Origin of the sequence: Amycolatopsis sp. H20-H5 (genome assembly GCF_035828755.1) — a bacterium.
GTDB lineage: Bacteria > Actinomycetota > Actinomycetes > Mycobacteriales > Pseudonocardiaceae > Amycolatopsis.
The window spans coordinates 1-23,474 of record NZ_JAYMZS010000053.1 but is presented as its reverse complement, the minus strand read 5'-3'; the positions used below and the strand labels follow the sequence as shown (position 1 = coordinate 23,474).

The 23,474-nt window shown below is 69.0% G+C and carries 24 protein-coding genes and 1 pseudogene; 11 read left to right on the top strand and 14 right to left on the bottom strand.

The window, feature by feature from the left end; genetic code table 11:
• Positions 1 to 77: 77 nt before the first annotated feature.
• Genes QMK34_RS26290 through QMK34_RS26280 form a run of 3 tightly spaced genes read left to right on the top strand, consistent with a single transcriptional unit; the run spans position 78 to position 3,225 of the window.
• Positions 78 to 971 (top strand): carbohydrate ABC transporter permease, encoded by an 894-nt coding sequence (locus QMK34_RS26290; protein WP_326417071.1) that lies wholly within the window; start codon positions 78 to 80, stop codon positions 969 to 971.
• Positions 968 to 2,233: a 6-phospho-beta-glucosidase gene (locus tag QMK34_RS26285; RefSeq protein ID WP_326417070.1), complete on the top strand. Its 1,266-nt coding sequence runs from the start codon at positions 968 to 970 to the stop codon at positions 2,231 to 2,233. Before QMK34_RS26290 ends, QMK34_RS26285 begins: the two co-directional genes overlap by 4 nt.
• Positions 2,230 to 3,225: an N-acetylglucosamine kinase gene (locus QMK34_RS26280; RefSeq protein WP_326417069.1), complete on the top strand. Its 996-nt coding sequence runs from the start codon at positions 2,230 to 2,232 to the stop codon at positions 3,223 to 3,225. Before QMK34_RS26285 ends, QMK34_RS26280 begins: the two co-directional genes overlap by 4 nt.
• Before the next feature lie 100 nt (positions 3,226 to 3,325).
• On the opposite strand, the gene QMK34_RS26275 is transcribed toward QMK34_RS26280, so the two are convergent.
• The 4 genes from QMK34_RS26275 to QMK34_RS26260 all read right to left on the bottom strand — a co-directional run bounded on the left by QMK34_RS26275 (position 3,326) and on the right by QMK34_RS26260 (position 6,173).
• Positions 3,326 to 3,832 (bottom strand): SRPBCC family protein, encoded by a 507-nt coding sequence (locus QMK34_RS26275; RefSeq protein WP_326417068.1) that lies wholly within the window; start codon positions 3,830 to 3,832, stop codon positions 3,326 to 3,328.
• Positions 3,829 to 4,170, bottom strand: a complete 342-nt coding sequence (locus tag QMK34_RS26270; RefSeq protein ID WP_326417067.1) for an ArsR/SmtB family transcription factor — start codon at positions 4,168 to 4,170, stop codon at positions 3,829 to 3,831. The genes QMK34_RS26275 and QMK34_RS26270 overlap by 4 nt, the downstream gene beginning before the upstream one ends.
• 147 nt (positions 4,171 to 4,317) lie before the next feature.
• On the bottom strand, positions 4,318 to 5,682 hold the full coding sequence (locus QMK34_RS26265; RefSeq protein ID WP_326417065.1) for a GntT/GntP/DsdX family permease: 1,365 nt from the start codon (positions 5,680 to 5,682) through the stop codon (positions 4,318 to 4,320).
• Positions 5,679 to 6,173 (bottom strand): gluconokinase, encoded by a 495-nt coding sequence (locus tag QMK34_RS26260; RefSeq protein ID WP_326417063.1) that lies wholly within the window; start codon positions 6,171 to 6,173, stop codon positions 5,679 to 5,681. Before QMK34_RS26260 ends, QMK34_RS26265 begins: the two co-directional genes overlap by 4 nt.
• Before the next feature lie 105 nt (positions 6,174 to 6,278).
• On the opposite strand from QMK34_RS26260, the gene QMK34_RS26255 reads away from it, so the two are divergent.
• The 3 genes from QMK34_RS26255 (at position 6,279) to QMK34_RS26245 (ending at position 9,412) form a co-directional block, all read left to right on the top strand.
• Complete coding sequence (locus QMK34_RS26255; protein ID WP_326417062.1) at positions 6,279 to 6,971, top strand: FadR/GntR family transcriptional regulator; 693 nt, start codon at positions 6,279 to 6,281, stop codon at positions 6,969 to 6,971.
• Between the two features lie 43 nt (positions 6,972 to 7,014).
• Positions 7,015 to 7,956: a cobalamin biosynthesis protein CobD/CbiB gene (locus QMK34_RS26250; RefSeq protein WP_326417061.1), complete on the top strand. Its 942-nt coding sequence runs from the start codon at positions 7,015 to 7,017 to the stop codon at positions 7,954 to 7,956.
• Positions 7,957 to 8,164: 208 nt separating this feature from the next.
• Positions 8,165 to 9,412: a pentapeptide repeat-containing protein gene (locus QMK34_RS26245; protein ID WP_326417059.1), complete on the top strand. Its 1,248-nt coding sequence runs from the start codon at positions 8,165 to 8,167 to the stop codon at positions 9,410 to 9,412.
• 18 nt (positions 9,413 to 9,430) lie between these two features.
• On the opposite strand, the gene QMK34_RS26240 is transcribed toward QMK34_RS26245, so the two are convergent.
• From QMK34_RS26240 to QMK34_RS26230, 3 genes are all read right to left on the bottom strand, one after another.
• A complete protein-coding gene (locus tag QMK34_RS26240; protein ID WP_326417058.1) occupies positions 9,431 to 10,048 on the bottom strand; it encodes an FMN-binding negative transcriptional regulator in 618 nt (205 codons plus the stop codon).
• A gap of 93 nt (positions 10,049 to 10,141) precedes the next feature.
• Complete coding sequence (locus QMK34_RS26235; protein WP_326417057.1) at positions 10,142 to 11,014, bottom strand: SURF1 family cytochrome oxidase biogenesis protein; 873 nt, start codon at positions 11,012 to 11,014, stop codon at positions 10,142 to 10,144.
• Positions 11,015 to 11,091: 77 nt separating this feature from the next.
• Positions 11,092 to 11,553, bottom strand: a complete 462-nt coding sequence (locus QMK34_RS26230; protein WP_326417056.1) for a low molecular weight protein-tyrosine-phosphatase — start codon at positions 11,551 to 11,553, stop codon at positions 11,092 to 11,094.
• A gap of 157 nt (positions 11,554 to 11,710) precedes the next feature.
• On the opposite strand from QMK34_RS26230, the gene QMK34_RS26225 reads away from it, so the two are divergent.
• On the top strand, positions 11,711 to 12,043 hold the full coding sequence (locus QMK34_RS26225) for a hypothetical protein (RefSeq protein WP_326417055.1): 333 nt from the start codon (positions 11,711 to 11,713) through the stop codon (positions 12,041 to 12,043).
• On the opposite strand, the gene QMK34_RS26220 is transcribed toward QMK34_RS26225, so the two are convergent.
• Positions 12,040 to 12,609: a chorismate mutase gene (locus QMK34_RS26220; protein ID WP_326417054.1), complete on the bottom strand. Its 570-nt coding sequence runs from the start codon at positions 12,607 to 12,609 to the stop codon at positions 12,040 to 12,042. The genes QMK34_RS26225 and QMK34_RS26220 overlap by 4 nt on opposite strands.
• Before the next feature lie 31 nt (positions 12,610 to 12,640).
• On the opposite strand from QMK34_RS26220, the gene QMK34_RS26215 reads away from it, so the two are divergent.
• The 4 genes from QMK34_RS26215 to QMK34_RS26200 all read left to right on the top strand — a co-directional run bounded on the left by QMK34_RS26215 (position 12,641) and on the right by QMK34_RS26200 (position 17,166).
• Positions 12,641 to 13,462, top strand: a complete 822-nt coding sequence (locus tag QMK34_RS26215) for a Nif3-like dinuclear metal center hexameric protein (protein WP_326417053.1) — start codon at positions 12,641 to 12,643, stop codon at positions 13,460 to 13,462.
• A 12-nt stretch (positions 13,463 to 13,474) separates the two neighbouring features.
• Positions 13,475 to 14,212 carry a zinc ribbon domain-containing protein gene (locus QMK34_RS26210; protein WP_326417052.1) on the top strand — a complete coding sequence of 246 codons (738 nt, stop codon included), beginning with the start codon at positions 13,475 to 13,477 and terminating at the stop codon, positions 14,210 to 14,212.
• Positions 14,209 to 15,336, top strand: a complete 1,128-nt coding sequence (locus QMK34_RS26205; RefSeq protein WP_326417051.1) for a bifunctional RNase H/acid phosphatase — start codon at positions 14,209 to 14,211, stop codon at positions 15,334 to 15,336. The genes QMK34_RS26210 and QMK34_RS26205 overlap by 4 nt, the downstream gene beginning before the upstream one ends.
• A gap of 78 nt (positions 15,337 to 15,414) precedes the next feature.
• The gene (locus tag QMK34_RS26200) at positions 15,415 to 17,166 is read left to right on the top strand and encodes a hypothetical protein (protein WP_326417050.1); all 1,752 of its coding nucleotides are present in this window, start codon (positions 15,415 to 15,417) and stop codon (positions 17,164 to 17,166) included.
• 608 nt (positions 17,167 to 17,774) lie between these two features.
• On the opposite strand, the gene QMK34_RS26195 is transcribed toward QMK34_RS26200, so the two are convergent.
• The 6 genes and pseudogenes from QMK34_RS26195 to QMK34_RS26175 all read right to left on the bottom strand — a co-directional run.
• The gene (locus QMK34_RS26195; RefSeq protein WP_326417049.1) at positions 17,775 to 19,031 is read right to left on the bottom strand and encodes an SLC13 family permease; all 1,257 of its coding nucleotides are present in this window, start codon (positions 19,029 to 19,031) and stop codon (positions 17,775 to 17,777) included.
• Positions 19,032 to 19,062: 31 nt separating this feature from the next.
• Positions 19,063 to 20,268: an acyl-CoA dehydrogenase family protein gene (locus QMK34_RS26190; RefSeq protein WP_326417048.1), complete on the bottom strand. Its 1,206-nt coding sequence runs from the start codon at positions 20,266 to 20,268 to the stop codon at positions 19,063 to 19,065.
• Entirely contained in the window at positions 20,265 to 21,407 is a 1,143-nt protein-coding gene (sfnG, locus tag QMK34_RS26185; RefSeq protein ID WP_326417047.1) for a dimethylsulfone monooxygenase SfnG, read from the bottom strand. The genes QMK34_RS26190 and sfnG overlap by 4 nt, the downstream gene beginning before the upstream one ends.
• Positions 21,408 to 21,469: 62 nt before the next feature.
• Entirely contained in the window at positions 21,470 to 21,544 is a 75-nt protein-coding gene (locus QMK34_RS47915) for a putative leader peptide (protein ID WP_442785222.1), read from the bottom strand.
• Positions 21,545 to 21,576: 32 nt separating this feature from the next.
• A complete protein-coding gene (locus QMK34_RS26180) occupies positions 21,577 to 22,890 on the bottom strand; it encodes a helix-turn-helix transcriptional regulator (RefSeq protein ID WP_326417046.1) in 1,314 nt (437 codons plus the stop codon).
• Positions 22,887 to 23,474: pseudogene (locus QMK34_RS26175) on the bottom strand (hypothetical protein); the annotation flags it as partial. The pseudogene QMK34_RS26175 and the gene QMK34_RS26180, both read right to left, overlap by 4 nt.

The following is a 23,474-nucleotide window of genomic DNA, read 5'->3' as shown; positions in this document are numbered from 1 at the left end:
CGGATGAGCTCACAATCGCGAAGCGCCGCTCGTCCGCCCGTCCGGGTGCGGGTGTCCCGCAAGACACAGGAGGGCGGATGATCACGATTTCCGGCACAGCGCGGCCGAAGCAGGCTTCGCTGCCGCCCCGCGCGCGGGCCAGGCGGAACTGGGACAAACGGTTGTACTGGATCGCGACGCACGCGGTCGGCATCGCGCTCGGCATCGTGTTCGTGCTGCCGATCGTGTTCGTCGTGCTCACCGCGGTGATGAAGAGCGACCAGGCGATGTCGTCGAGCCTGTGGCCGTCCGAATGGCATTTCGAGAACTTCGTCGAGGTGTTCAAGAAGGCGCCGCTGCTGGAGTACTTCGGCAACAGTCTCATTTACTCGCTGCTGGCCACGGTCGGCGCGTTGCTTTCGGCGATCCCGGCGGCGTACGCGCTGTCGAAACTGAAGTGGCGCGGGCAGAACCTGTTCTTCCTGCTCACGGTCTCCGCGATGATGCTGCCCCCGCAGGTCACCATCGTCCCGCTGTACGACCTGTGGGTCCGGCTCGGGTTCACCGGCACGCTGGTGCCGCTCATCGCGCCGTACTTCTTCTTCGACGCGTTCTCGATCTTCCTGCTGCGGCAGTTCTTCCTCACCATTCCGAAGGACTACATCGAAGCGGCGAAGATCGACGGCTGCAACGAGTTCCAGGCGATGATCCGGGTGCTGATCCCGATGGCCAAACCGGGGATCGCGGCGACCGGGATGTTCTGTTTCCTGTTCACCTGGAACGACTACTTCGGCCCGCTGCTCTACACCGGTGAGAACCAGGACCACTGGCCGCTCTCGCTGGCCATCGCGTCGTTCCGCGGGATGCACCACGTCGAGTGGAACCTGACCATGGCGGCCACCGCGCTGATCATGGCCCCGGTCATCGTGCTGTTCGTCTTCGCGCAGAAGTCCTTCGTCAAGGGCATCACATTCACAGGAGTCAAGGGATGAAGCTGACAGTTGTCGGTGGCGGTTCGACCTACACCCCGGAGCTGATCGACGGCATCGCCGGGCGGCGGTCCACTTTGGACGTTGACGAGATCGTACTGGTGGACCCGGACGCCTACCGTGTTTCCGCGGTCGGCGACTTCAGTCAGCGGCTGCTGGACCACGCCGGTCACCCGGCGAAGGTGAGTACCACGGGGAATCTCGAAGAGGGCGTCGATGGCGCGTCCGCGGTGCTGATCCAGCTGCGCGTCGGCGGGCAGCTGGCGCGGCGTTCGGATGAGACGTTCCCGCATGCTTGTGGTTGTGTCGGCCAGGAAACCACCGGCGCGGGCGGTCTCGCGAAGGCGTTGCGGACCGTGCCGGTGGTGCTCGACATCGCTGAGCGCGTGCGCAAAATCGCTGGGGACGACACGTGGATCGTCAACTTCACCAACCCCGTCGGCATTGTCACGCGGGCGCTGCTGAACGAGGGGCACCGGGCCGTCGGGCTGTGCAACGTCGCGATCGACCTGCAGCGCACGTTCGCGAAACTGCTCGGCGCCGGGGTCGACGAGGTCAAGCTGGAGCACACCGGCCTCAACCACCTCAGCTGGGAACGCGGCGTGTACGTCAACGGCGTCGACCGCCTGCCCGAGCTCCTGGAGCAGCACGCCGAGCTGATCGGCGAGCGCGTCACGGCGCCGACTTGGTGGATGCGGCGGATGAACGTCGTGCCGTCTTCGTATCTGAAGTACTACTACTCGCACGACGCGCAGGTCGTGAAGCAGCGGACCGAGCGGCCGCGCGCGGACGTCGTCAGCGATGTCGAGGAGGAGTTGCTCAAGGTGTACCTCGATCCTGAGGTGAACACCAAGCCCGAGCAGCTCGAAAAGCGTGGTGGCGCTTACTATTCCGAAGCCGCCGTCCAGCTGGTCCACGCGTTGACCAGCGGCGGGCCCGCCGAAGAGCACGTCGTGAACGTCCGGAACAACGGCACGATGCCGTTTCTGCCGGATGACGCCGTCATCGAGGTTCCGTCCACTGTGGACGGTAATGGTGCGGTGCCGTTGCCGGTGCGCGCGGTCGAGCCGCGATTCTCCGGGCTCATCTCGGCGGTCACGGCGTACGAGAACCTGGCGCTGGAAGCCGCGGTCAAGGGCGGGCGGGACCGGGTGGCCGACGCGCTGCTCGCGCATCCGCTGGTCGGGCAGTACGCCTACGCGGAGCAGCTCGCGGACACGCTCGTCCAGATCAACCACGAGTTCTTGCCCTGGGCACGCGCATGAGCGGTGTGGACTTCCGCGACCTCGTTGTCGCGATCGATGGCGGCAACAGCAAAACGGACGTCTTGGTGGTGTCGCGCGAGGGCCGGGTGCTCGGGAAGTCGCGCGGGCCGGGCGCTTCGCCGCAGAACATCGGGGTGCCCGCCTGTGTCGAGGCGCTGGAAGGGTTGGTGCTGAACGCACTGGACTCGGCAGGGCTGCCGCGGGAGAGGCCGTTCGGCGTGCACACTTCGGCGTACCTCGCGGGGCTGGATTTCGCTCGTGAGGAAGAGGCCCTGCACGCGGCGCTGTTCGCGCGTGGGTGGAGCGACACGCTGACCGTTGGCAACGACACGCTTGCGCTGCTGCGGGCGGGGACTCAGGACGGGATCGGGGTCGCGGTCGTGTGCGGTGCCGGGATCAACGGCGCGGGCATCGGGCCGGACGGCTCGGAACACCGTTTCCCCGCGCTGGGAAAGATTTCCGGCGACTGGGGCGGCGGTTTCCGGCTCGGCGAGGAGGCACTGTGGTGGGCTGTGCGGGCCGAGGACGGGCGTGGTCCGGGGACTGCGTTGCGGGAGGCGGTGGCCGGGCACTTCGGCGCGGACACCGTGGTGGATGTCGTGCGGCGCCTGCATTTCGAGGAGCTGGCGACGTCGTCGATCCACGGGCTGTGCCCGCTGCTGTTCCGGGTCGCCGCGGCGGGCGACGAGGTGGCGGGGGACGTCGTCACCCGGTTCGTCGAGGAGGTGAGTCTGCTGGTGGCCGTCATCCTGCGGAAGCTGGGGCTCACCACCGAGGCGCCCGAGATCATCCTCGGCGGCGGCGTGCTCACCGGCGTCGAACCGCAGGTGATCGGTGAGATCGAGCGACGGTGCCTGAAAGTCGCGCCGCGGGCGGTGGTCCGCGTGACCGACGTCGACCCGGTGGTCGGTGCGGCGCTCTTCGGCCTGGACACCGTCGGCGCGACCGGCGCCGCGAAAGCCCTCCTGCGCGCCTCCACCCAGCGAGTCTGACTGTCCCTGAAGGCCACCATGACGGCGTTAAACGCCGTCAGGCCCGTCGCCGACGAGGCGACGGGCCTGAGGGATAGCAGTGGCCTTCAGGGACCGTTGATCAGTGCGTGGCGATGGCGTCGCCGGTCTCGAGGAGGGACTTGAGGTCCGAGAGGATCCAGTTCCAGCCGCCGCCCGCGTTGTCGCCGGGGCCCGCGTCGATGTTCTCCATCTCGCCGCTGACAATGGCGGCCAGGGTGGGGGCGCCGGTGAGGTCGTGGGTGACCGTCAGCCGGGTGCCTGCCGTCTTGGTCTCCTCGATGTCGTAGGTGAGCTTTGTGAAGCCCTCGGCCGCCATCGTGGGGTCCATCAGCATCCGCCAGGTGAGGACCAGCTTGCGGGGCGGGTCTGCCTCGATGACCTCGCCGTCGACGACGTCGCCGGTCACGCCGGCGTCGATGTAGTCCTGGGTCGGCCTGGTGACGTGCTTGCCGCCGGGGCGCAGGTCGAAGTCGGCCTTGCCGGTGTAGCCGTATTTGGCGGTCCACTCGGGCTTGGTGATGGCGTCCCAGATCGCCTGCGGGGTGGCCTTGATGTACACGCGATAGACCTGCAGGGTCTCGCTCATGGGGGTGGCTCCTTCGCTTGAAGTTCGGCTTCGAGTTCGGCTTTGAGGTCGAGCAGCGCCGACGTGTGGCGCTCGGTGTACTTGTCGATCCAGCGGTCGTGGATCTGGCGGATCGGCACGGGGTTCAGGAAGTGACGCTTTTCCCGGCCTTCCTTGCGTGAGATGACCAGCCCGGCCTCTTCGAGCAGGCGCAGGTGCTTCATCACGCCGAAGCGCGTCATCTCCACTTCGGACTCCAACTCGGTGAGCGTGCGGCCGTCACGCGCGAAGAGCTGGTCGAGCAGGAACCGACGGGTGGGGTCGGCCAGTGCTTTGAACACCAGGTCGTCGTCGGGCACTCGACAAGAATAGGTGACCAAAAGGTCACATGTCAACGGGCACTTGTCCGGAGGTCCCTGAAGGACACCATGACGGCGTTAAACGCCGTTAGGCCCGTCGCCGACGAGGCGACGGGCCTCAGGAATAGCAGTGGCATTCAGGGACAGTTAGAGCAGTGCGCCGAGGGGGAGGATGAGGGCGATCGCGACCACCGAGATGACGGTCTCCATCAGGGACCACGTCTTGAGGGTCTGACCGACGGTGAGGCCGAAGTACTCTTTGACCAGCCAGAACCCGGCGTCGTTGACGTGCGAGAAGAACAGCGAGCCCGCGCCGATCGCCAAGACCAGTAGGGCGCCGTGCGTGGGGTCGAGGGTCGCGGCGAGCGGGGCGACGATGCCCGCTGCGGACACCGTCGCGACCGTGGCCGAGCCGGTGGCCAGGCGGATCGCGACCGCGACCAGCCAGCCGAGCAGCAGGGGCGAGAGGCTGGCCCCGGTGGCCAGGCCGGTGATCACGTCGCCGACCCCGGCGTCGACCAGCGTCTGCTTGAAGCCGCCGCCCGCGCCCACGATCAGCAGGATCCCGGCGATCGGCGGGAGGGCCTCGGAGATCGTGCCGGACAGGCGCGCGCGGTCGAACCCGGCGGCCTTGCCCAGGGTGAACATTCCAACGAGGACGGCAGCGAGCAGCGCGACCAGCGGGTCGCCGATGAAGTCGAGGATCCGGCGGGCCTCGTTTTCCTTGCCCAGCAAGATGTCCGCGAGCGCCTTGCCCAGCATGAGGACCACCGGGAGGAGCACTGTGGACAGTGTCGCGCGGAAGCTCGGCCGGTGTTCGTGCTTCTCTTCGGCCTCGGGGATCAGCCGGGCGGGCGGCGCCGCGTCGGGCACCATTCGCGCGGCCAGGCGGCCGAACAGTGGTCCGGCGATGATCAGTGTCGGGATCCCGACGAGCAGGCCCAGTGCGAGCGTGAGGCCGACGTTGGCGTTGAGCGCTCCGGCGGCGGCGAGCGGGCCTGGGTGCGGCGGGACGAGGCCGTGCAGCACGGAAAGCCCGGCCAGCGCGGGAATGCCGAGCAGCATCAGCGGGCGGCCGCTGCGCTTGGCGACCAGCAGGACCACGGGGATCAGCATGACGAGGCCGATCTCGAAGAACATCGGCAGCCCGATCAGGGCGGCCACCAACGCCATCGCCCACGGCAGCGTGCGCTTGCCCGCCTTCGCCAGGATGGTGTCCACGATCTGTTCCGCGCCACCGGAGTCGGCCAGGAGCTTGCCGAGCATCGCGCCGAGCGCGATCAGGACGCCGACGGAGGCGACCGTCGTGCCGACGCCCGTGCCGAAGCTCTTGATCAGCTTGTCCACCGGCATCCCGGCGGCCAGGCCGAGCAGCCCGGAGCCGAGGATCAGCGCCAGGAGGGGGTGGAGTTTCGCCTTGGTGATCAGCACGACGATCAGGGCGATGGCGACCAGGGTCGCACCGATCAGGCGGGTGTCGTGGCCGGTCCAACCGGCGGCGAGCGCGGTCATTTCCGGGCCCCGAACGCGGCGAGCGCGGCGGCGACGATGTCTTCCGGCGTCCGGGTGATATTCGCGATCATCCCGGATTCGCCCGGCAGCAAGGGTTCCAGGTCGGCCAGCTGAGAGTCCAAAAGAGACGGTGGCATGAAGTGACCGGACCGGGTCTTCATCCGCTCGGCGAGGACCTCGCGGTCGCCGTGCAGATGCAGGACCCAGACGTTCCCGCCGCTGCGCAGAACGTCGCGGTAGGTGTGCTTCAGCGCCGACGACGTCACGACCCCGCCGGACTCCTGATGGTCGCGGATCCAGCCGGCGATCGACTCCAGCCAGGGCCAGCGGTCCTCGTCGGTCAGCGGGACCCCAGAGCTCATCTTGGCGATGTTGGCCCGGGGGTGGAACGTGTCGGCCTCGGCGTAGTCGACGTCCAGCTGCTCGGCCAGCGCCGTGCCGACCGTCGTCTTGCCCGAACCGGACACGCCCATCACCACGATGACGGTCATTTCGAGCCTCCCACTTCGTCGTAGTCGGTGGAGTCAAACCCAAAAGTACTACTTAATCAAGAAGAAGTAGTACTTAATCGAATCAGAAGGCTAGGGTCCGTCCGTATGGGGAACGACAGGCACGGGGAAGTCCTCGACTCGCTCGGCGCGGCCATCGCGAACGGTGAGCTGCCGCCGGGGTCGGTGCTGCGGTCCGACGACCTGCAGGAACGGTTCGGGGCGTCGCGGACGGTCGCGCGCGAGGTCGTCAGGGTGCTGGAGACGATGTGCCTGACGACCAGCAAGCGGCGCGTCGGCGTCATCGTGCGCGAGCCGGGGGAGTGGAACCACTACGACCCGCGGCTGATCCGCTGGCAGCTCGACGGCCCCGCGCGGCAGACGGCTCTGCGCGTCCTCACCGAGCTGCGGTCCGCCGTCGAACCGAGCGCGGCACGTTTCGCGGCGTTACGAGCGACGCCGGAGGAGGGCGGCAGGCTGCGCGCGCTCGCGACCCGGATGGAGCGGACGGCGAAGGCCCGCGATCTCGACACCTTTCTCGGCCACGACATCGACTTCCACGACCTGATCCTGCACGCTTCGCGCAACCCGATGTTCGGGCAGCTTTCGGCGGTGGTGGCGGAGGTCCTCGCCGGGCGGACCGGGCACGGACTGATGCCCGAAGAGCCGCAACCCGAGGCCGTCGCCCTGCACGTCGAGGTCGCCGCCGCGATCGCCGCGGGAGCGCCGGACCGGGCCGAGCGGGCGATGCGGGACATCGTCATCCAGGCGCGCGACGAGCTGACCTCGCTGTTCGAGTAACCTTTCCGGGCACTGGGACTTTGTGCGGGGCGGGGGTAACTGGGTGAGCGCGGCACGCGCGATCGGCTTGATGCTGGGGGTCGCCGCGGACGGGGTGATCGGGGATCCGCGGACGCGCCGTCCGGTGGTGCTCTTCACCCGGGCGGCCAGGGAACTCGACGGCCAAGTCCGCACCCGCCATCCCGCCGCCGGGGTGGCGTGGGCGGGCGGCCTGGCGGGCGCCGCCGTGCTGCTCGGCGTACTGACCGAGCGGATCGGCCGTCGCGGCCCGGTGCTCGAGGCGACTGGCACGGCGCTGACGACGTGGGTCGTGCTGGGCGCGGCCGGGCTCGCCACGCAGGGTGCCGAACTGGCCCGTGACCTCGAAGAAAGCAGGCTCGACAGTGCCCGCGACACCCTCGCGGGGCTGGATCCGCGGGTCGCGGACGGGCTCGACGCCATCCCGCTGTCGAGGGCGGCGGTGGAGACCCTGGCGGAAAACACGTCCGATCTCGTCGTCGCACCGCTGATCTGGGGCGCGCTGGCCGGTGCGCCCGGACTGCTCGGTTCGCGCGCGATCAGCCTCCTTCGCAAGCTCGGCCGCGGCAGCCCGGCGCGTCACCGCTGGTTCATCGACCGGCTCGACGAGCTCGTCCACCTGGTGCCCACCCGGATCGCGGCGGCACTGACCGTGGTGGCCGCCCCGGTCGTCGGCGGCTCGGCGGGCGGCGCGTGGCGGGCGTGGCGGCGCGACACGATCGCCCACCCGAGCCCGAACGCGGGCCGGGTCGAGGCGGCGTTCGCCGGAGCGCTCGAGATCCGCGTCGGCGGCCGGACGGTGTATCCGCACGGGGTGGAGGAGCTGCCGGTGCTCGGCATCGGCCGCAACCCCGACGCCGGGCACGTGACGCGCGCGGTCGAGCTGTCCCGGGTGGTCGGCTGGCTGGCCGCCGTCACTTCGGTCCTGCTCGCCGCGGTGGCCGGGCTGCGGCGTCGAACCCGCTGACGTGCGCTTATCGGGGTGATCCGCTGTTCAGGGTTCCGGTTTAGCCCGAACAGCGGAGTGAAACGCGCATTCGTTCATGCTCGTCGCTTAGCGTCAGCGGTACCTGCGTGAGTTCGCGAAACGGCGCCTGGCGAAATGCGATCCTGGAAGCATGGGAGACGACGCAGCTTCGATCTCGAGTGGGGAATCCGGGCCGACTCCTTCGTCGTTGTCGGCGAGCAAGGTGCTGTCTCATCGGACTATCTGGTGGTGTGCCGCGTGTTTGCTCATCCTGGCGGCTGCTGGCTGCTGGCTGCTGCTTTCCCTCTACGGCCACGGGAGCGACGGGGACACGGCGCATTTAGAGGGTGTTCGTACCGTGGCGACCATTGTGCTGGGAGCGGGCGGTTTTGTCGCACTGCTCCTGGCCGCGCGCCGCCAGCAGACTGCCGAGCAGGATCTGGCCACCAAACGCCGTGACCTCTGGCTACGGGAAAAGGCCAACGATGATGCTCGACATGACGCCGTCGAACGCCGGATAACCGAGCTCTACCTGAAATCGGTCGAGCAGCTCGGGTCGGACAAGGCGCCGGTCCGGCTCTCCGGTCTTTACGCGCTGGACCGTCTCGCGCAGGACAACTCGTCGCAACGGCAGACCATCGTCAACGTGGTCAGCGCCTACTTGCGTATGCCGTACGAGCTTCCAGGTGGTGTTCCCGTGCCCGAAGCGGACAAGGAGGTTCGAGAGGAGTACTCGAGCCGAATGCAGGAGCGCGAGGTCCGGCTGACCGCTCAGCGGATCCTCACGGGCCATCTGGATCCTCAGCACGGTGACGGTAGCCGCTTCTGGGAAGGGGTGGATCTCGACCTCAGCGGTGCTTTGCTGGTGGACTTCACGGTGCGTGGAGGTCGCATCAACAACGCCCGTTTCCTGGAGAGCCGGTTTGTCGGCGACGTGCTGCTCATGGGCGTGAGTTTCACGGGTGAAACTCGATTCGAAGGCGCGACCTTCGAGGGCGACTCCTGGTTTTCCGAGGCGGATTTCCAGGGCAACGTCCGATTCGACAGAGCACGTTTTGTCGGCGACGCGAGGTTCGACGAGGCGACTTTCACGGGCGCGACCGTGTTCAGGGACACGGTTTTCACCCGCGACGCGAGATTCGACAAGGTCGCCTTCACCGGCGCCGTCGTTTTCAGCGGCGCGGCGTTCACGCGTGACGCCAGCTTCGGGGAGGCGAGTTTCATCGAGGACCTCTGGCTGCCAGGAGCGATCTTCTCCCGTCACGCGGATTTCGACCGGGCGACCTTCGCCCGCGACGCCTGGTTCAGCCGAGTGGCCTTCAGCAGCCGGACGTCGTTCGCCGAGGCAAATTTCGTCGGGAACATCAGGTTCACCGACGCCACTCTCGACGGCGTCCCATACCTGCCGGAGCAGCTGAGGTCCGAAGCCGCCTACGACGGTCAGTCGATCGACTGAGGGTCCTTTGCTTCCGTTTCAGGGGCGGCGGAGCAGGTGTTCGCGGGCTTCGGCGTCGAGTGGGCCCGCTCGGTCGGCGAGGTGTTCGGCGATCTGGGCGCGTTTGTCGACGGGCTTGTTGCCGCCGAACTTGAACTTCGTGCGCACCGCGGTCACGGTCAGTTCGAGGCCGCGGATGCCCGGGAGCAGTCGCCGGTCGGGGGTGTCGGTGGCGCTCACCGGGGTGCGGCCGCTGCCCGGCTCGAAGTGGCCGAGCTGGTGGTTGAGTATCGCGGCCTTCTCGGCCGGGTCGTCGATGATCCGGACGTCGGTTTCGAGGTGGACCGACGCGTAGTACGAGGTCGGCACGCCGAACGCGGGGTCGGCGTCAGCGTTCCAGTCCGAGCGGATGTAGCTGTAGTCAGCGGTGACTGTCAGCAGGGCTCGCGGGTGCTCTTCAAGCAACGGCCAGACCGGGTTGGGACGGGCGAGGTGCAGACGGACCGTGGTGTCGCCGTCGTAGGTGAAATGGGTCGGGACCACCACGGGCAGGTCGCGGCCGGTGCCACCGGCGACCAGCTGACCGAAGTCGTGCCTGGTCAGCCAAGTCTTCCACTCGGCTTCGTCCTTGGCGTCGTCCCAGGGGTGAATCAGCATGAGGTCATTCTGAGCCGCTTAGTGGCCTGGTGAAAGTGCCATTTCTCGCCAGTTTCAGAGGTCCACTTGGCAAACGGGAGCAAAGGACCTTTGCTATCGCTCGGCGACAGTGGCGGCAGTGGCGGCAGTAAAGGTCCCTTGCTCCCGCGCGGTGGACTCGTCGGCTTCGTCCTCGGCGAGCAGCTGGGCGACCGACTTGCGGCGCTCGGGCCGGTCCGTCGTTAGGGCGCCGCCGGGCTTGAGTTCGCGGACCGTGAAGTACAGCCAGCCCAGCAGGGCCATCGTGCCGAACGCGATCCACTGCAGGGCGTAGGAGAAGAACGGGCCCGAGTCCGTTTGCGGCAGGGGCAGCGCGCTCAGCACGCCCGGCTGGTTGTTGTCGAGCTGGAAGTAGCCCGGCCGGATGTCCGTCTTCGCGGCCTTCGCCACCACCTGCGAGCTCACGACGAAGCTCTGCGGCTTGTTGTCCGTCGACTCGTTCGCGAAGGCGTCACGGTTCTTCGGATCGACCTCGTCGGCGCGCACCCTCGCCACGATCGTGACGTCGCCATTCGGCGCCGCCGCGTACTGCGGGACCCGCGAGCGCTCGTCCGGGCGGAGGTAGCCGCGGTCCATCAGCACCACCGGGCCGTCGCTGGTGCGGAACGGGGTCAGCACCTCGTACGCCGATTCGCCCTGGACGGTTCGCAGTCGCGCGACCACCTCGTCCCGAGGCAGGTAGGTGCCCGTGACGGTGATCAGCTGCCACTCGGTGACGCGATCCGGCGCGACGCCCGCCGGGAGTACCTGGGTGAGCGGCTTCGGCTGGCCGGTGAACGAAGCCTGCAGGGCCGAGTTCTGGGCGACGCGCTCGCCGTCGCGGCTGAACTGCCAGGGAGCGAGCAGGACGTAGCACGAGATGGCGAAAGCGAACACCACCAGCGTCAACGCCAGCCACCCGGGCCGCAGCAGGAACTTCAACCGCACACCCCCACGGTAAGCCGTGCGCCACGACACCCGCGCACTGACCTCGCCGTCGGCGGCGCAAACGCCGCATCCCGGACTCAGGTGTTCGCCCGCACCCAGTCCAGCAGCGTGGGCATGGTCCGCTCGATCATCGCCAGTACCTCGGCGAAGCCGTCGTTGTCGCCGTAGTACGGATCCGGTACTTCTGCGCCCTCCGGCGCGGACGGGTCGAACTCGCGCAGCAGGCGGACCTTCGCCGGGTCGTCGACGAGCCCTCGGAGGAACCGCAGGTGCCCGTCGTCGGCCGCGAGCAGCAGGTCGGCGGAAAGGTGCTCGTCGCCGACCTCGGAGGCCGAATGCGCCGTCGGGTAGCCGTGGGCCTTGAGCGTCGCCCGCGCCCGTTTGTCCGCCGGGTCGCCGACGTGCCAGCCGCCGGTGCCCGCGCTGGACACCCGAACGGCGCCGGAGAGCCCCGCCTCTTCGAGCTTCGCCCGGAACACGAGCTCGGCCATCGGTGAGCGGCAGATATTGCCCGAACAGACGAAGGTCACGTGAGTCACCCGGCCAGTGTCGCGGGCTCTGGTGACCGGTCGCGCGGGGGCCTCGTCAACCGCTCAACGGCGGACAGTGTCGATTGACCGCGCGTGACTGGTGATGCAGGCCACAGTGCGAGTACTAGTTCATTGGAGTGAAGCACTACCGCAGGAGAGTCACTTGATGATCGAACTACCCACCAGCGCGTTCCGCCAGACCGACGGACTCAGCTGGTACCGGATCAACGTCAAGGCGCCGGACCCGTTCAAGCCGGGCGCGCTCCGGGCCGAGCCGCAGTTCATCCAAGCCAGGAACTACCTGGAAGCCCTGGAGACCGTGCCCAAGCACCTTCGGCCGATCAGCACCGAAGAGTTGTACCCCGTCCGCTACACCAAGGCCTCCCACTACGAGAGTCCCACTTCGAGAATGCTGGTCTGGACGGCTCGCCACCTGTCCCACGCGGGTGTCGTGGCCTGGCGCTGGGCCAAGAACAAGGATGCCCGCCCGCTGACCTAGCCGCAGGCCGACCCGACGGACTCGCTGAGCGCGCTCGCGTGCAGCCGATCCAGGTGCCGCACGACGTCCACTGTCCGCACGTTCACCGCCAGCCGGAGCTCGCAGGTCCGCGCGGCGCGTGTCTGGCGGGTCGCCGCGAGCGTGTCGAGCAGGCCCGTGTTGAGCCGGTCGATCACCGGGCGGACCTCGGTCGCCAGGTCCGGCCGTGTGGTCGGCTGCTCGCCGGGATGTGCCGTCCAGCGGGAATACAGGCCGCGCTGGACGAGCTTGTTCGCCTCGATCTGGTCGCGGAAGAACGCCACGACCGACGCCGGGTCCAGCCCCAGCGCGGGCGCCTTGGCCGCCACCGAGTCGAAGATCTGCTGCTCGCGCACCGGGTCGTCGATGGGTGCCGGGGTGCCGAACTTCGCCGCCGCGACCTTGTCGGCGATCTGCACGCGCTGGGCGGACAGGTCGGTCAGCCGCCAGAGCGACGGCGGCGGGGAGGCGGCCGAAGCCGGGGGCACGGAGCCCGCCAGCGTCCCGATCGTGACCATTCCGGCGGTGATCCATGACCGAACTCGCATGACCGGACACGCTACATGCGAAAATCTTCGGGTGCCCGCGCTCGCTGAAGTCATCGCCGCCCTCGAAAAGGCCTACCCGCCCGAACTCGCGGAGTCCTGGGACGCCGTCGGGCTGGTCTGCGGTGATCCCGCCGAGCCGGTCGAGCGCGTGCTGATTTGCGTCGACCCGGTCGAGGAGACCGTCGACGAGGCGATCGAGCTCGGCGCCCAGCTGATCGTCGCGCACCACCCGCTGCTGCTGCGCGGGGTGCACGGCGTCGCCGCCGACACCACCAAGGGCCTGCTCGTGCACCGGATGATCCGCGCCGGGATCGCCCTGTTCTGCGCGCACACCAACGCCGACGCCGCCGACCCCGGAGTGTCCGACGCGCTCGCCGAGCTCATCGGCCTGCGGGTGCTGCGTCCGCTCGACCCGCGGCCAGACGGCGTCACCGGCATCGGCCGGATCGGCGAGCTGCCCGAGGCCGAGCCGTTCGCGGCCTTCGTCGAGCGCGTCGCCGGAGCCCTGCCGCGGACCGAACCGGGGGTGCTCGGCGCGGGGGACCCCGACCGGGTGATCAAGACCGTCGCCGTTTCGGGTGGCGCCGGTGACAGTTATCTCCGGCACGCCACCGACGCCGGTGTCGACGCCTACGTCACCGCGGATCTCCGCCACCATCCCGCCGGTGAGCACCTTGCCGCTACCGGGGTGGTCCCCGCCCTGGTCGGCGTGACACATTGGGCGAGCGAATGGCCCTGGTGCGGGCAGGCCTCGGAGGTTCTCACGGCCGCCCTGCCGGGTACCGTCGACGTTCACGTCTCCACGCGGTGCACCGACCCGTGGACCCTGCGCGCAAACCGACCGGCCAACTGAACAAGGAGCACTGTGAAGGCAGATTCCGCCGTACAGCGTCAGCTGCTCGAACTCGCCAAGGTGGACGCCGACCTCTCGCGGACAGCGCACCAGCGCCGCACTCTGCCCGAGCTCGCCGCGATCGACCTCGGAGAGCAGACCGCCCGCGACCGCCGTGACGCGATGGTCTCCGTGCGGACCGCGTCCTCCGACCTGGACCGTGAAGTCGCCCGGCAGGAGAAGGAGATCGAGTCGGTCAGGGCCCGTGAGGACCGTGACCGCAAGCTCCTGGAGGCCGGCTCGGTGCCCGCCAAACAGGTCGCCGACATCGAGCACGAGCTGCAGAGCCTGCAGCGCCGCCAGACCGCCCTCGAGGACGACCTGCTGGAGCTGATGGAGCGTCGCGAGGCCCTTGAGCTCGACGGCCAGCGCACCGGCGCCGAGGTGGACAAGGCCGAGGCCGAAGTCGCCGAAGCCGTCATCAGCCGTGACGAGGCCTTCAAGGACCTCGACACCACGAAGGCGCGTCGCGACGAGGACCGCGCGAAGCTGCTCCCGCGGATCCCCGAAGACCTGCTCAAGCTGTACGAGAAGGTCCGCGCGCACAAGGGCATCGGCGCCGCGTTGCTGCGGGCTCGCCGGTGCGGCGCCTGCCAGCTCGACATCGACCGCCGTGAGATCGGCGAGATCAAGGCTGCCACGTCCGACTCGGTCATCCAGTGCGAGAACTGCGGCGCGATCCTGGTCCGGACGGCGGAGTCGGGCCTGTGATCGAGCGCGTGATCGTCGAAGCCGACGGCGGTTCCCGGGGCAACCCGGGGCCCGCGGGTTACGGCGCGCTCGTCAAGGACGCGGCGACCGGCGAGGTGCTGGCCGAGCGCCAGGACACCCTCGGGATCACCACGAACAACGTCGCCGAGTACTCCGGGCTGCTCGCCGGGCTCGAGGCCGCCGCCGAGCTCGGAGCGTCCACAGTGGACGTCCGGATGGACTCGAAGCTCGTGGTGGAGCAGATGTCCGGCCGCTGGAAGATCAAGCACCCCGCGCTGCAGCCGCTCGCGCGTCAGGCCGACGAGCTGGTGAAGCGCTTCCGCAACGTCCGCTACGAGTGGATCCCGCGCGCGCAGAACTCGCACGCGGACAGGCTCGCGAACCAGGCGATGGACGCGGCCGCGGCGGGCGAACCGGCCGACGACCCGTCGGCGGCGAAGGTCGTCAGGCAGGACGTCAAGGCTTCCCCGACCGGCTGGACGGGCGCCCAGGGCGTCCCGACGAAACTGCTGCTCCTGCGCCACGGCCAGACGGCGATGTCGGTCGACCGCCGCTACTCCGGGCGCGGCGACGTCCCCCTGACCGAGCTCGGCCAGGGGCAGGCCGCCGCCGCGGCGAAGCGGCTCGCCTCGATGGACGGCCTGGTCACCGACGGCGAAGCCGTCCCGATCATCGCGTCGCCGCTGACCAGGACGAGGCAGACCGCGCAGGCCGTGGCCGACGCGCTCGGCGGCCGCGTGGAGACCCACCCCGGGTTGCTGGAGACCGATTTCGGCGAGTGGGAGGGCCTCACCTTCGCCGAGGCGATGGACCGGGACCCGGTCAAGCACGGCGAGTGGCTCGCGGACACCGCCGTCCCGCCGCCGGGCGGCGAGAGTTTCGACGTCGTGCACCGGCGGGTCAGCAAGGTCCGTGACGAGCTGATCGCCCAGCGCGGCGGGCGGACGCTGATCGTGGTGAGTCACGTCACGCCCATCAAGACGTTCCTACGGTTGGGTCTCGACGCCGGGCCCGCGCTGTTGTTCCGGCTCCACCTGGATCTCGCGTCGCTTTCGATCGTCGAGTTCTATCCCGACGGGAACGCCTCGGTCCGCTTGGTGAACGACAGCTCCCACCTCGTGTGACGGCCTTTCGGCAGGTCGTGATCTCCCCTTCGCTAGAGTGCAGGGCCACGACCTGTGGACGAGAACAGTGATGGGGACATGACGGCAAGCGCGCTGACCGAAGTAGCCGAGCGGGACGACGTCCCCGGTGAAGTGGAGACGGCGGAGAAGCGCGGCTGGGGTTCCCGGCTGGCGGCCGTGTTCGCCGTGCTGGCGGGTGTCGGCGCGACGGCCTGGCACGCGACGGCGTACGGCCATTGGATCGTCGACGACGCGGCCATCACTTTCTCCTACGCCCGCAGTTTCGCCGAGGGGCTCGGCCCGGTGCTGCAGCCGGGCGCCCCGCCGGTCGAGGGGTTCTCCGACCCGACCTGGATGGTCCTGCTGGGCCTCGGCAAGCTGGCCGGCCTGTTCGACACCGGCACGTTGTTCGGCGTTTCCGACTACGTGCTCTTCCCCAAGCTGCTCGGCCTGCTGTTCGTCGCGGGGACCCTGGCGGCGTTCCACCTCGCGGCCCGCCACGTCCTCAAGCGCGCCTGGGTGGGCACGCTCGTCGCCGGGCTGACGCTGGCCGCGATCCCGTCGTACGTCATCTGGGTCGTGTCGGGCCTGGAGAACTCGCTGTTCGGCATGGCCGTCGTGTGGCTGGCCGTCCTGCTGTTCGTCGCGGCGAAGCGGAACCAGTTGCTGACGGTCAAGGTCGCCGTGTTCGCGGGCGTCTTGGTCGCGTTCGCGGCGTTGACCCGGCCCGAAGGCCTGATCTACGGCGGCGCGTACCCGCTGGTGGTGCTCTTCCAGCTCCGCCGCTCGACGCTGGCGACGAGCATCAAGTACGCCCTGATCTCGATCGCGTCCTTCGCCGTCCCGTTCGGCGCGTACGTCGTCTGGCGTTACTCGGAGTTCCACCGCCTGCTGGCGAACCCGTCGATCGCCAAGAAGCAGGGTCTGCCGGACCTCCTGTCGCTCGCCAGGCCGTTCACCATGGCGCACTACATCGGCGAGCCCGCGGTAGTCGTGTTCGTGGCGATCGTCCTCTGGGCCCTGATCCGGGCGCCTTGGCGCCGGGAACTGGTCGCGCTGGTGGTGCCGATGGGGCTCGCGGTGGTCGCGTTCGGCGTCCTGGAGAAGGACTGGATGGGCCAGTTCCGCTTCGCGACCCCGGTGTGGGCGCTGGGCGCGCTGACCGGCACGCTCTGCGCTGCCGAGCTGCTGAAGTCATTGAAGCCTCGCCTGCGCGCGCTGGTCGCCCTGGTCGTCGCCGGTGCCTCGGTCCTGTCGGTGTTCTACCTGGTGGACACGTCAAAGCAGTTCCAGAAGGTCCCGACGATCCCGGCCTGCCTGATCGCGGACCGCTTCGGCCGCGGGTTCAACACGTACGCGGACATCCTCGGCATCAAGGACGCTTCGCTGCTGCTGCCTGACCTCGGCGGCTCCTCGATGACCAGCCGTCTCCACCTGGTCGACATGGCAGGGTTGGTCGAGTCCGACATAGCCGACCTGGTGGCGAAGCGCGACATGCCGGGTCTGCGCGATTACGTGTTCGACAAGGTGAAGCCCACGTTCATCCACTCGTGGGGTCCGTGGGCGGGCGGCAACGGCATAGTCCTGGACCCCCGCATAGCCCGCGACTACACCCCGATCTGGACCTACCGGGACCAGCCCGTCCGCCAAGGCGACTGGGTCCGCAAGGACGCGGTCACCAGCCCCGAAAAGCTGGCAGCGGTCCGCGCCTTCGCCGAGCCCACCCTCGCCCAGGTCGAGCAAAACCAAGGTCGCTACACCGACCCCCAACGCGACTGCGGCCCCACCCTGACCCCAGGCCAAACAGTCCCCCCAGCACCCCCCAAGTAGCAATTGCCCCTGAAGGCCACCTTCACGGCGTTAAACGCCGTGAAGGTGGCCTTCAGGGACAATCAAGCACTTGCGCGCGCCAAGCCTCGGACCCCAAGACTTCACAGTGTGCGGAACCGCCCAGACCGAGCCGCGCCAGGCCTCGGACCCCAAGACTTCACGGTGTGCGGAACCGCCCAGACTTGGCCACGCCTGGCCTCGTACCCCAAGACTTCACAGTGCGTGGAACCGCCCAGACCCAGCCGCGCCAGTCACCGGTTCCTCCAGACCCGCCCCCGACACGCACCACCAAAACCCAACCCCCGCGTGGTCCGGGACCACAGCGTCTCCGCGAGCTCTGCGAGTGGAGACTTCACCGCCGCGCGCCCTCTTTCAGGCCCGCCAGGGCCTCCCAACTCGCGACGGCAGGTCGCCCCCCTACAAGCAAAAGCCGCACTTACGTACGGTGCCAGGGGCGGCCTGGCGGCGCGAGTTTGTGAGCGCGCTGGCCAAAAAACACAGGCTTCTAGCCGTACCTCAGGACGCAACCAAAAACCCGCACCGCCGCTGACTGTCAGTAACGACCTAGCGGCGCGAGTGAGCGCGCTGGCCAACAAACCAGCCGCACCTCAGGACCCAACCAAAAAAAGCCCCCACCAAAGCGCGACCACGGCAGCCGCCAGGCTGACCGGCGTGGTCAACGCCCCGAGTTTCAAGAACTCCGGTGCCGAAGGCTTCAGACCGGCCCGAGCCAGCACTCCACGCCAGAGCAGCGTGGCCAGCGAACCGAGGTAGGTCGCGTTGGGCCCGATGTTCACCCCGAGCAGCACCGCCAGCAGCACCCCGGTGTCCGGATGCGCCCCCAGCACGGACAGCAGGATCAGCGTCGCGGGCAGGTTGTTGACCAGGTTCGCCAGCAGCGCCGCGACCCCGGCGGCCACCAGCAGGTCGACGAGCCCCGCCGAGCCCGGCAGCACCGAAGCCAGCAGCCCGCCCAGCACGTGTTCCGAAACGGCCTCGACCACCACCGCGAGCCCGAGCACGAAAAGGATCAGCAGCGGCGAAGCCTCCTGAACGAGTCGCCATGGCCCCACGGACCGCCGGGCCAGCCCGCGTCCGGCCAGCACCATCGCGGCGGCCGTCGCGACCCAGACCGGCTCGATGTTCACCAATGGCCCGAGCCCGAACCCGGCGAGCGTCAGCCCGAGCACCACCAGCGCGAACACCGGTGCTCGCAGGTGTGTTTCCGGCTCGACGTCCGACCGCCCGCGCAGGTCACTGGCGAAGAACCGCAGGAACACCAGCAGTTCGATGCCCAGCGTGACCAGCCATGGCAGCGCCATCAGCGCGGTGAACCCGGCGAAGGTCAGTCCCGAAGCCGAGAAGGCGAGCAGGTTCGTCAGGTTGGACACGGGGAGCAGGGTCGACGCCGAGTTCGCCAGGTGCGCGCAGGCGTAGACATGCGGTTTCGCGGGCAGGCGCAGGCTCTTCGCGGTCGACAGCACCACCGGGGTGAGCAGGACGACCGTGGCGTCCAGGCTGAGGATGGCGGTCACGCCGGCGGCGGCGGCGAACGTGAGGACCAGCAGCCGCCGGGGCTTGCCGTGGCAGGCCTCGGCCAGTTTGTTGCCGAGCCACTCGAAAACCCCGTCGACAGCGACCAAATAGGACAAAAGGAGGATCGCGGCGAGAAAGCCCAGCGTCGGCAGGATCTCCAGCGCCTGCCGTCCCGCCGAGGCGGGGGACACCAGGCCCAGCAGGAGAACGAGCCCGGCGGCCGGGACGGCGGCGACGGCCTCCGGCAGCCCGCGCGGGCGGACCATGGCGAAAACGAGAACGGCGATCAGCAGTACGACACTGCTGATCACCGTCCAAAGGGAACTCACCCGCTCAAGCTAGCCGGTGACCCCGTGAGTCCTACGTGTACCAGGTCGGTTCGGGCAGTTGCCCCAGCAGCGCGTAGGCGCCGACCTCCCGGCGCTTGTAGGCGATCGGGTCGTGCAGCGAGTGGGTGCGCAGGTTGCGCCAGAACCGGTCGAGCCCGTATTTCGACGCGCTCGCGCGGGCGCCGGTGAGTTCGAAGATCCTCGTGCCGATCTCCAGGCCGGTCTCGATGACCCGCTGCTTGGCCGCCGCGACGAGCACCGCGATCTCGCCGCGCGCCTCGGCGGTGAGCTCCCCGCGCGGCGCGTGCAGGACCGCCGAGATCGCCGCGCCCGCCTTGTCGGTCAGCGCCTGGGCCGCCCAGAGCTTCGCCTGCAGGTCGCCGTAGGCGTCGAGGATGTACCACTCCTCGGTCGCGGAGTCCTTGTTGTCGCCGCCGTAGGGCCACGCCCGCGTCTGCTCGCTGGTGTAGTCCAGCGCGGTCTCCAGCGCGCCCTGCGCGATGCCCAGGTAGAAGTTGGTGAACACCAGCTGGATCGCGGGCACGTTGAGCGTGTTGTAGGTCAGCGGCCGGAACTTCTTGTCCACGTAACCCGCCGCGCTCGCCCACGGGACCCGGACGTCGGTGATCGTGACGCTGCCGGACTCGGTCAGCCGCTGGCCGATGTTGTCCCAGTCCTTGTGGAACACGATACCGTCCTGATTGGACGGAACAATCGCGAAGACGTGATCCTCGGTGCATTCGAGGATTCCCTCCAGCACGGTCAGGTCCGAGACGCGGCTGCCGGTGGAGAACGACTTGTGTCCGTTGTAGACGATCTCGTCGCCCTCTTCGCGGATCGACAGGTCCGAGTCGCGTGGGTTGACCGCGCCGCCGAAGAAGAAGTTGTTGTTGGTGTATAACTCTTCGACCGCGGACACCTGTTCGTCGGTCGCGACCAGGCGTGCCGCCCAGGCCCACAGGTAGTGGTAGCCGAGCAGTTGCCCGATCGAGCCGTCGGCACGGGCGACCTCACGGGTGACCTGGTAGGCGGTCTCCCAGCTCTGCCCGCCGCCGCCGTGCTCGACCGGGCCGAGCAGCGTGACGAGTCCGGCGTCCTTGAGCAGTTGGACCTCGGCGAACGGAGCCTCGTTCGCTTTGTCGCGCTCGACGGCGTCGACGGCGAGTTTCGCCGCGACCTCCTTGGCGGCGCTCAGCCACTCGGCGGCGGACTTCACCGGATGTTCTGTCGTGGTCACGAAAAGCTCCCGATCGGTTCAGGGGTGGCCGCGCCGCGTTCGGCGTCGGCTTCCAGCTCGCGGATCACCGGCAGCACGTGCTTGCCGAAGTACGCCACGTCCTCGTGGTAGTGCAGGAAACCCAGTAGCAGCAGGTTCGCCCCGCGCCGCTTGTACTCGATCGCCCGCTCGGCGATCTGTTCCGGGGTGCCGATCAGGCCGGTCCGGAAGCCGTCGTTGTACTGGACCAGATCCTTGAACTCCGAATCCGACCACATGCCCTTACCGTCCGAAGAGGACTTCCCGGCCTGCTTGACCGCGCCGCGGAACCCCTCCACCGCCTCGACATTCGCCTTCTCGACGATCTCGCGCAGGACGGCCTTCGCCTCGCTCTCGGTCTCCCTGGCGATGACGAAGCCGTTCAGCCCGAACCGCACCGCGTGGTTGTTCTCGGCCGCGTACCCGCGGACCTCCTCGACCTGCTCGCTGAAGCCGTCGAAGTCCTTGCCGTTGCTGAAGTACCAGTCCGAAACGCGCCCGGCGAGCTTGCGCGCGGCCGTCGAATTGCCGCCCTGGAAGACTTCCGGGTGCGGACGGCCGGGCCCGAACTCCGGCTTCGGCTTGATGTCGAAGTCGTGGATCCGGTAGAAGTCGCCGCGGAACTCCGCGCTGTCACTGGTCCAGAGTTCCTTGAGCACACGGATGAACTCCTCCGAACGCCGGTAGCGTTCGTCGTGCTCCAGCCACTGTTCACCGAGATTGGTGAACTCGTCCTTGAACCAGCCGCTCACCACGTTGACGGCCGCGCGGCCACCGGAGATAACGTCCGCGCTGGCGATGAACTTCGCCAGCACCCCGGGGTGCCACAGTCCGGGATGGACGGCCGCGATCACCTTGAGGCGCTGGGTCGCGAGCAGCAGCGCGAGGCTGAAGCCGGTCGATTCGTGCTGGTAGGAGGCGCCGTAGCTGGCCGTGTAGCGGACCTGCGTCAACGCGTATTCGAAGCCGTTGTCCTCGGCCAGCACCGCCAGTTCCCGGTTGTACTCGTAGCCCCAGTCGGTGCGCTGCTCGATGTCGCTGGTGACCAGGCCACCGCTCACGTTCGGTACCCAGTAGGCGAATTTCAAGGGCTCGGAAAGGTTTGTCTTGTCTTCGGGCATGCTCGCTCCAGAACGGTAGTGCGAGGTGTGGGTGAAAGTCCAAGCTGGGTAAGGGAAAGCGGCTACGCGCGACAACAGCGGCCCGCCACGCGGACGAGGTCCACGTGGCGGCGGCGAGTGAGGAAAGGCCCGGACATGCGTCCGAGTAGAGCAGCGGCGCCGCTCAGCGTCAACGAACGTCCACGCGCTGAGACCGGGCCAGCGCGGCGTTCAGCCCGGTGCGGCCGGTGATGCCCAGTTTGCGGTAGGCGCCCGAAAGGTGCAGCTCCACGGTCCGCCGGGTCAGGTGCAGCGCCTCGGCGATCTCGCGGTTGGTCAGGCCCTGCGCGGCGATCGTGGCGATCCGCGACTCCTGCGGCGTGAGCCCGTGTTCGTTGTCCCGGAAGGACGACGAGCCCGCCAGCGTGGTCCGCAGCTCGTCCGATGCGCGCCGGGCCAGCGGCGCGGCCTCGCACAGGGTGCTCAGCTCGATCGCTTGCCGCAGCGTGGTGACGGCCTTCGCGGACCGGCCACGGCGGGCCTGCTGGATGCCCAGCTCGGTCATGGCCCCGGCGAGGTGCAGCCGCGCCGGTGACGCCTTGAGCGTCGTGACGGCCCGCTGCAGCGAGCGCTCGGCTTCCTCGTCCTCACGCACGACGCCCATGGTCGTCTGCGCGATGCCGAGCAGCCGGGGGGCGCCCCAGCGCTCGGCGGCTTCGAGGTCGTCCTCGGCCAGTCGCACGGCCTGATCCGTGCGGCCGAGCGTCATGGCGGCGCGGGCCGCGAAGGCACGCCAGGGCGCGAAGCCTGGGAAGAGCGCGCCGTGCTTGCTGAAGCGACGGCCGCAGTCGAGCAGGTCGTCGAGGCCGGGCTGCGTGTCCCCGGCGGCCACCCTGAGCCGTCCGCGAGCGTAGAGCAGGTAGATGTGTGAGAAAAGCCCCGCGGTCGCGCAGAAGTCGATCGTGCCCAGCAGCGCGGTGGCGGTGTCGAGCCGGCCGAGGTCGACGTAGCATTCGATCAGCCGGGCCGCGCAGAGCACCGCGATCGGGCACACACTGACCGCGTCGCGCTCGTCGAACTGCTGCAGCAGGAACTCGAAGTGCACGCTCGAGCGGGACAGGTCGCCGCCGGTCTGCAGGGCGATCCCGCGGGCCAGCGCGGCCATCGTGCCGCGGCTCAGGTGTGGGTCCCACGGGTCGCGTTCGACGTCGAGCAGCCTGCCCAGCCGGTCGATGTGGGCGGGTTCGTCGGCCAGCACGGCCGTGGCGAGGGTGAAGAAGTACGGCTGTTCGAACAGCAGCTCGCCCTCGTTCCCGGACAGCACTTCGGCGAAATGCCGGACGGCATCCTCGGCCGAGGCCCCGGCGCGGACGGCTTCGAGCGCGAGCAGCGCGGAGCGGGTCCGCTGGGAGGCCGGGTCGGTCAGCGGCGCCCACTGCCGCTCGAAGTCACGGAAGTCGGGCGGCGGCCCGATGCTCGTGCCCGCCTCGACGAGGTACGTCATGCACAGCAGCGGCCAGGCGGCGTCCGCCCCGCCGACGTCGAGCCTGGCCGAGACCTGGCTCGCCAGGCTGACCGCCAGCTCGGTGTCCTGCCCGCCGCACAGGGCCAGGACATCGCCGTCGTGAGGTACGCGACCTTCTGCCGGTCGCCGACCTTCTCGACGGCCTCCCGCACGCGCGGCAACGGCGCCGCCGGGTCGCACCGGTACTCGGCGTGGGCCAGCTGCAGCATGACCGCCAGCCGCTTCGCCGGGCTGAGCCGCTCTTCGAGCGCGCGGCGCAGGTAACGCACCGCCAGCTCCTCCCGGCCCTCGAAGACCGCGGCCCGTGCCGTCCAGCGCAGGACGTCGACGCCCCAGGGGATACGGACCGCGACGGCCTCCAGCAGGTGCGCGGACACCCGCTCGTCCGCGGCGCCGTCGTCCGCGAGCAGGCGGGCCGCCCGCGCGTGGCCCGCGGCCCTGGTCGCCAGCGGGAGTTCCGCCAGTACGGAGTTCCGGACGACGACATGGCTGAACTCGGGCCGGTGGCCGTTGGTCAGCACGCGCAGCCGCACCAGCGCGTCGACGGCGTTCAGCGCGGCGAC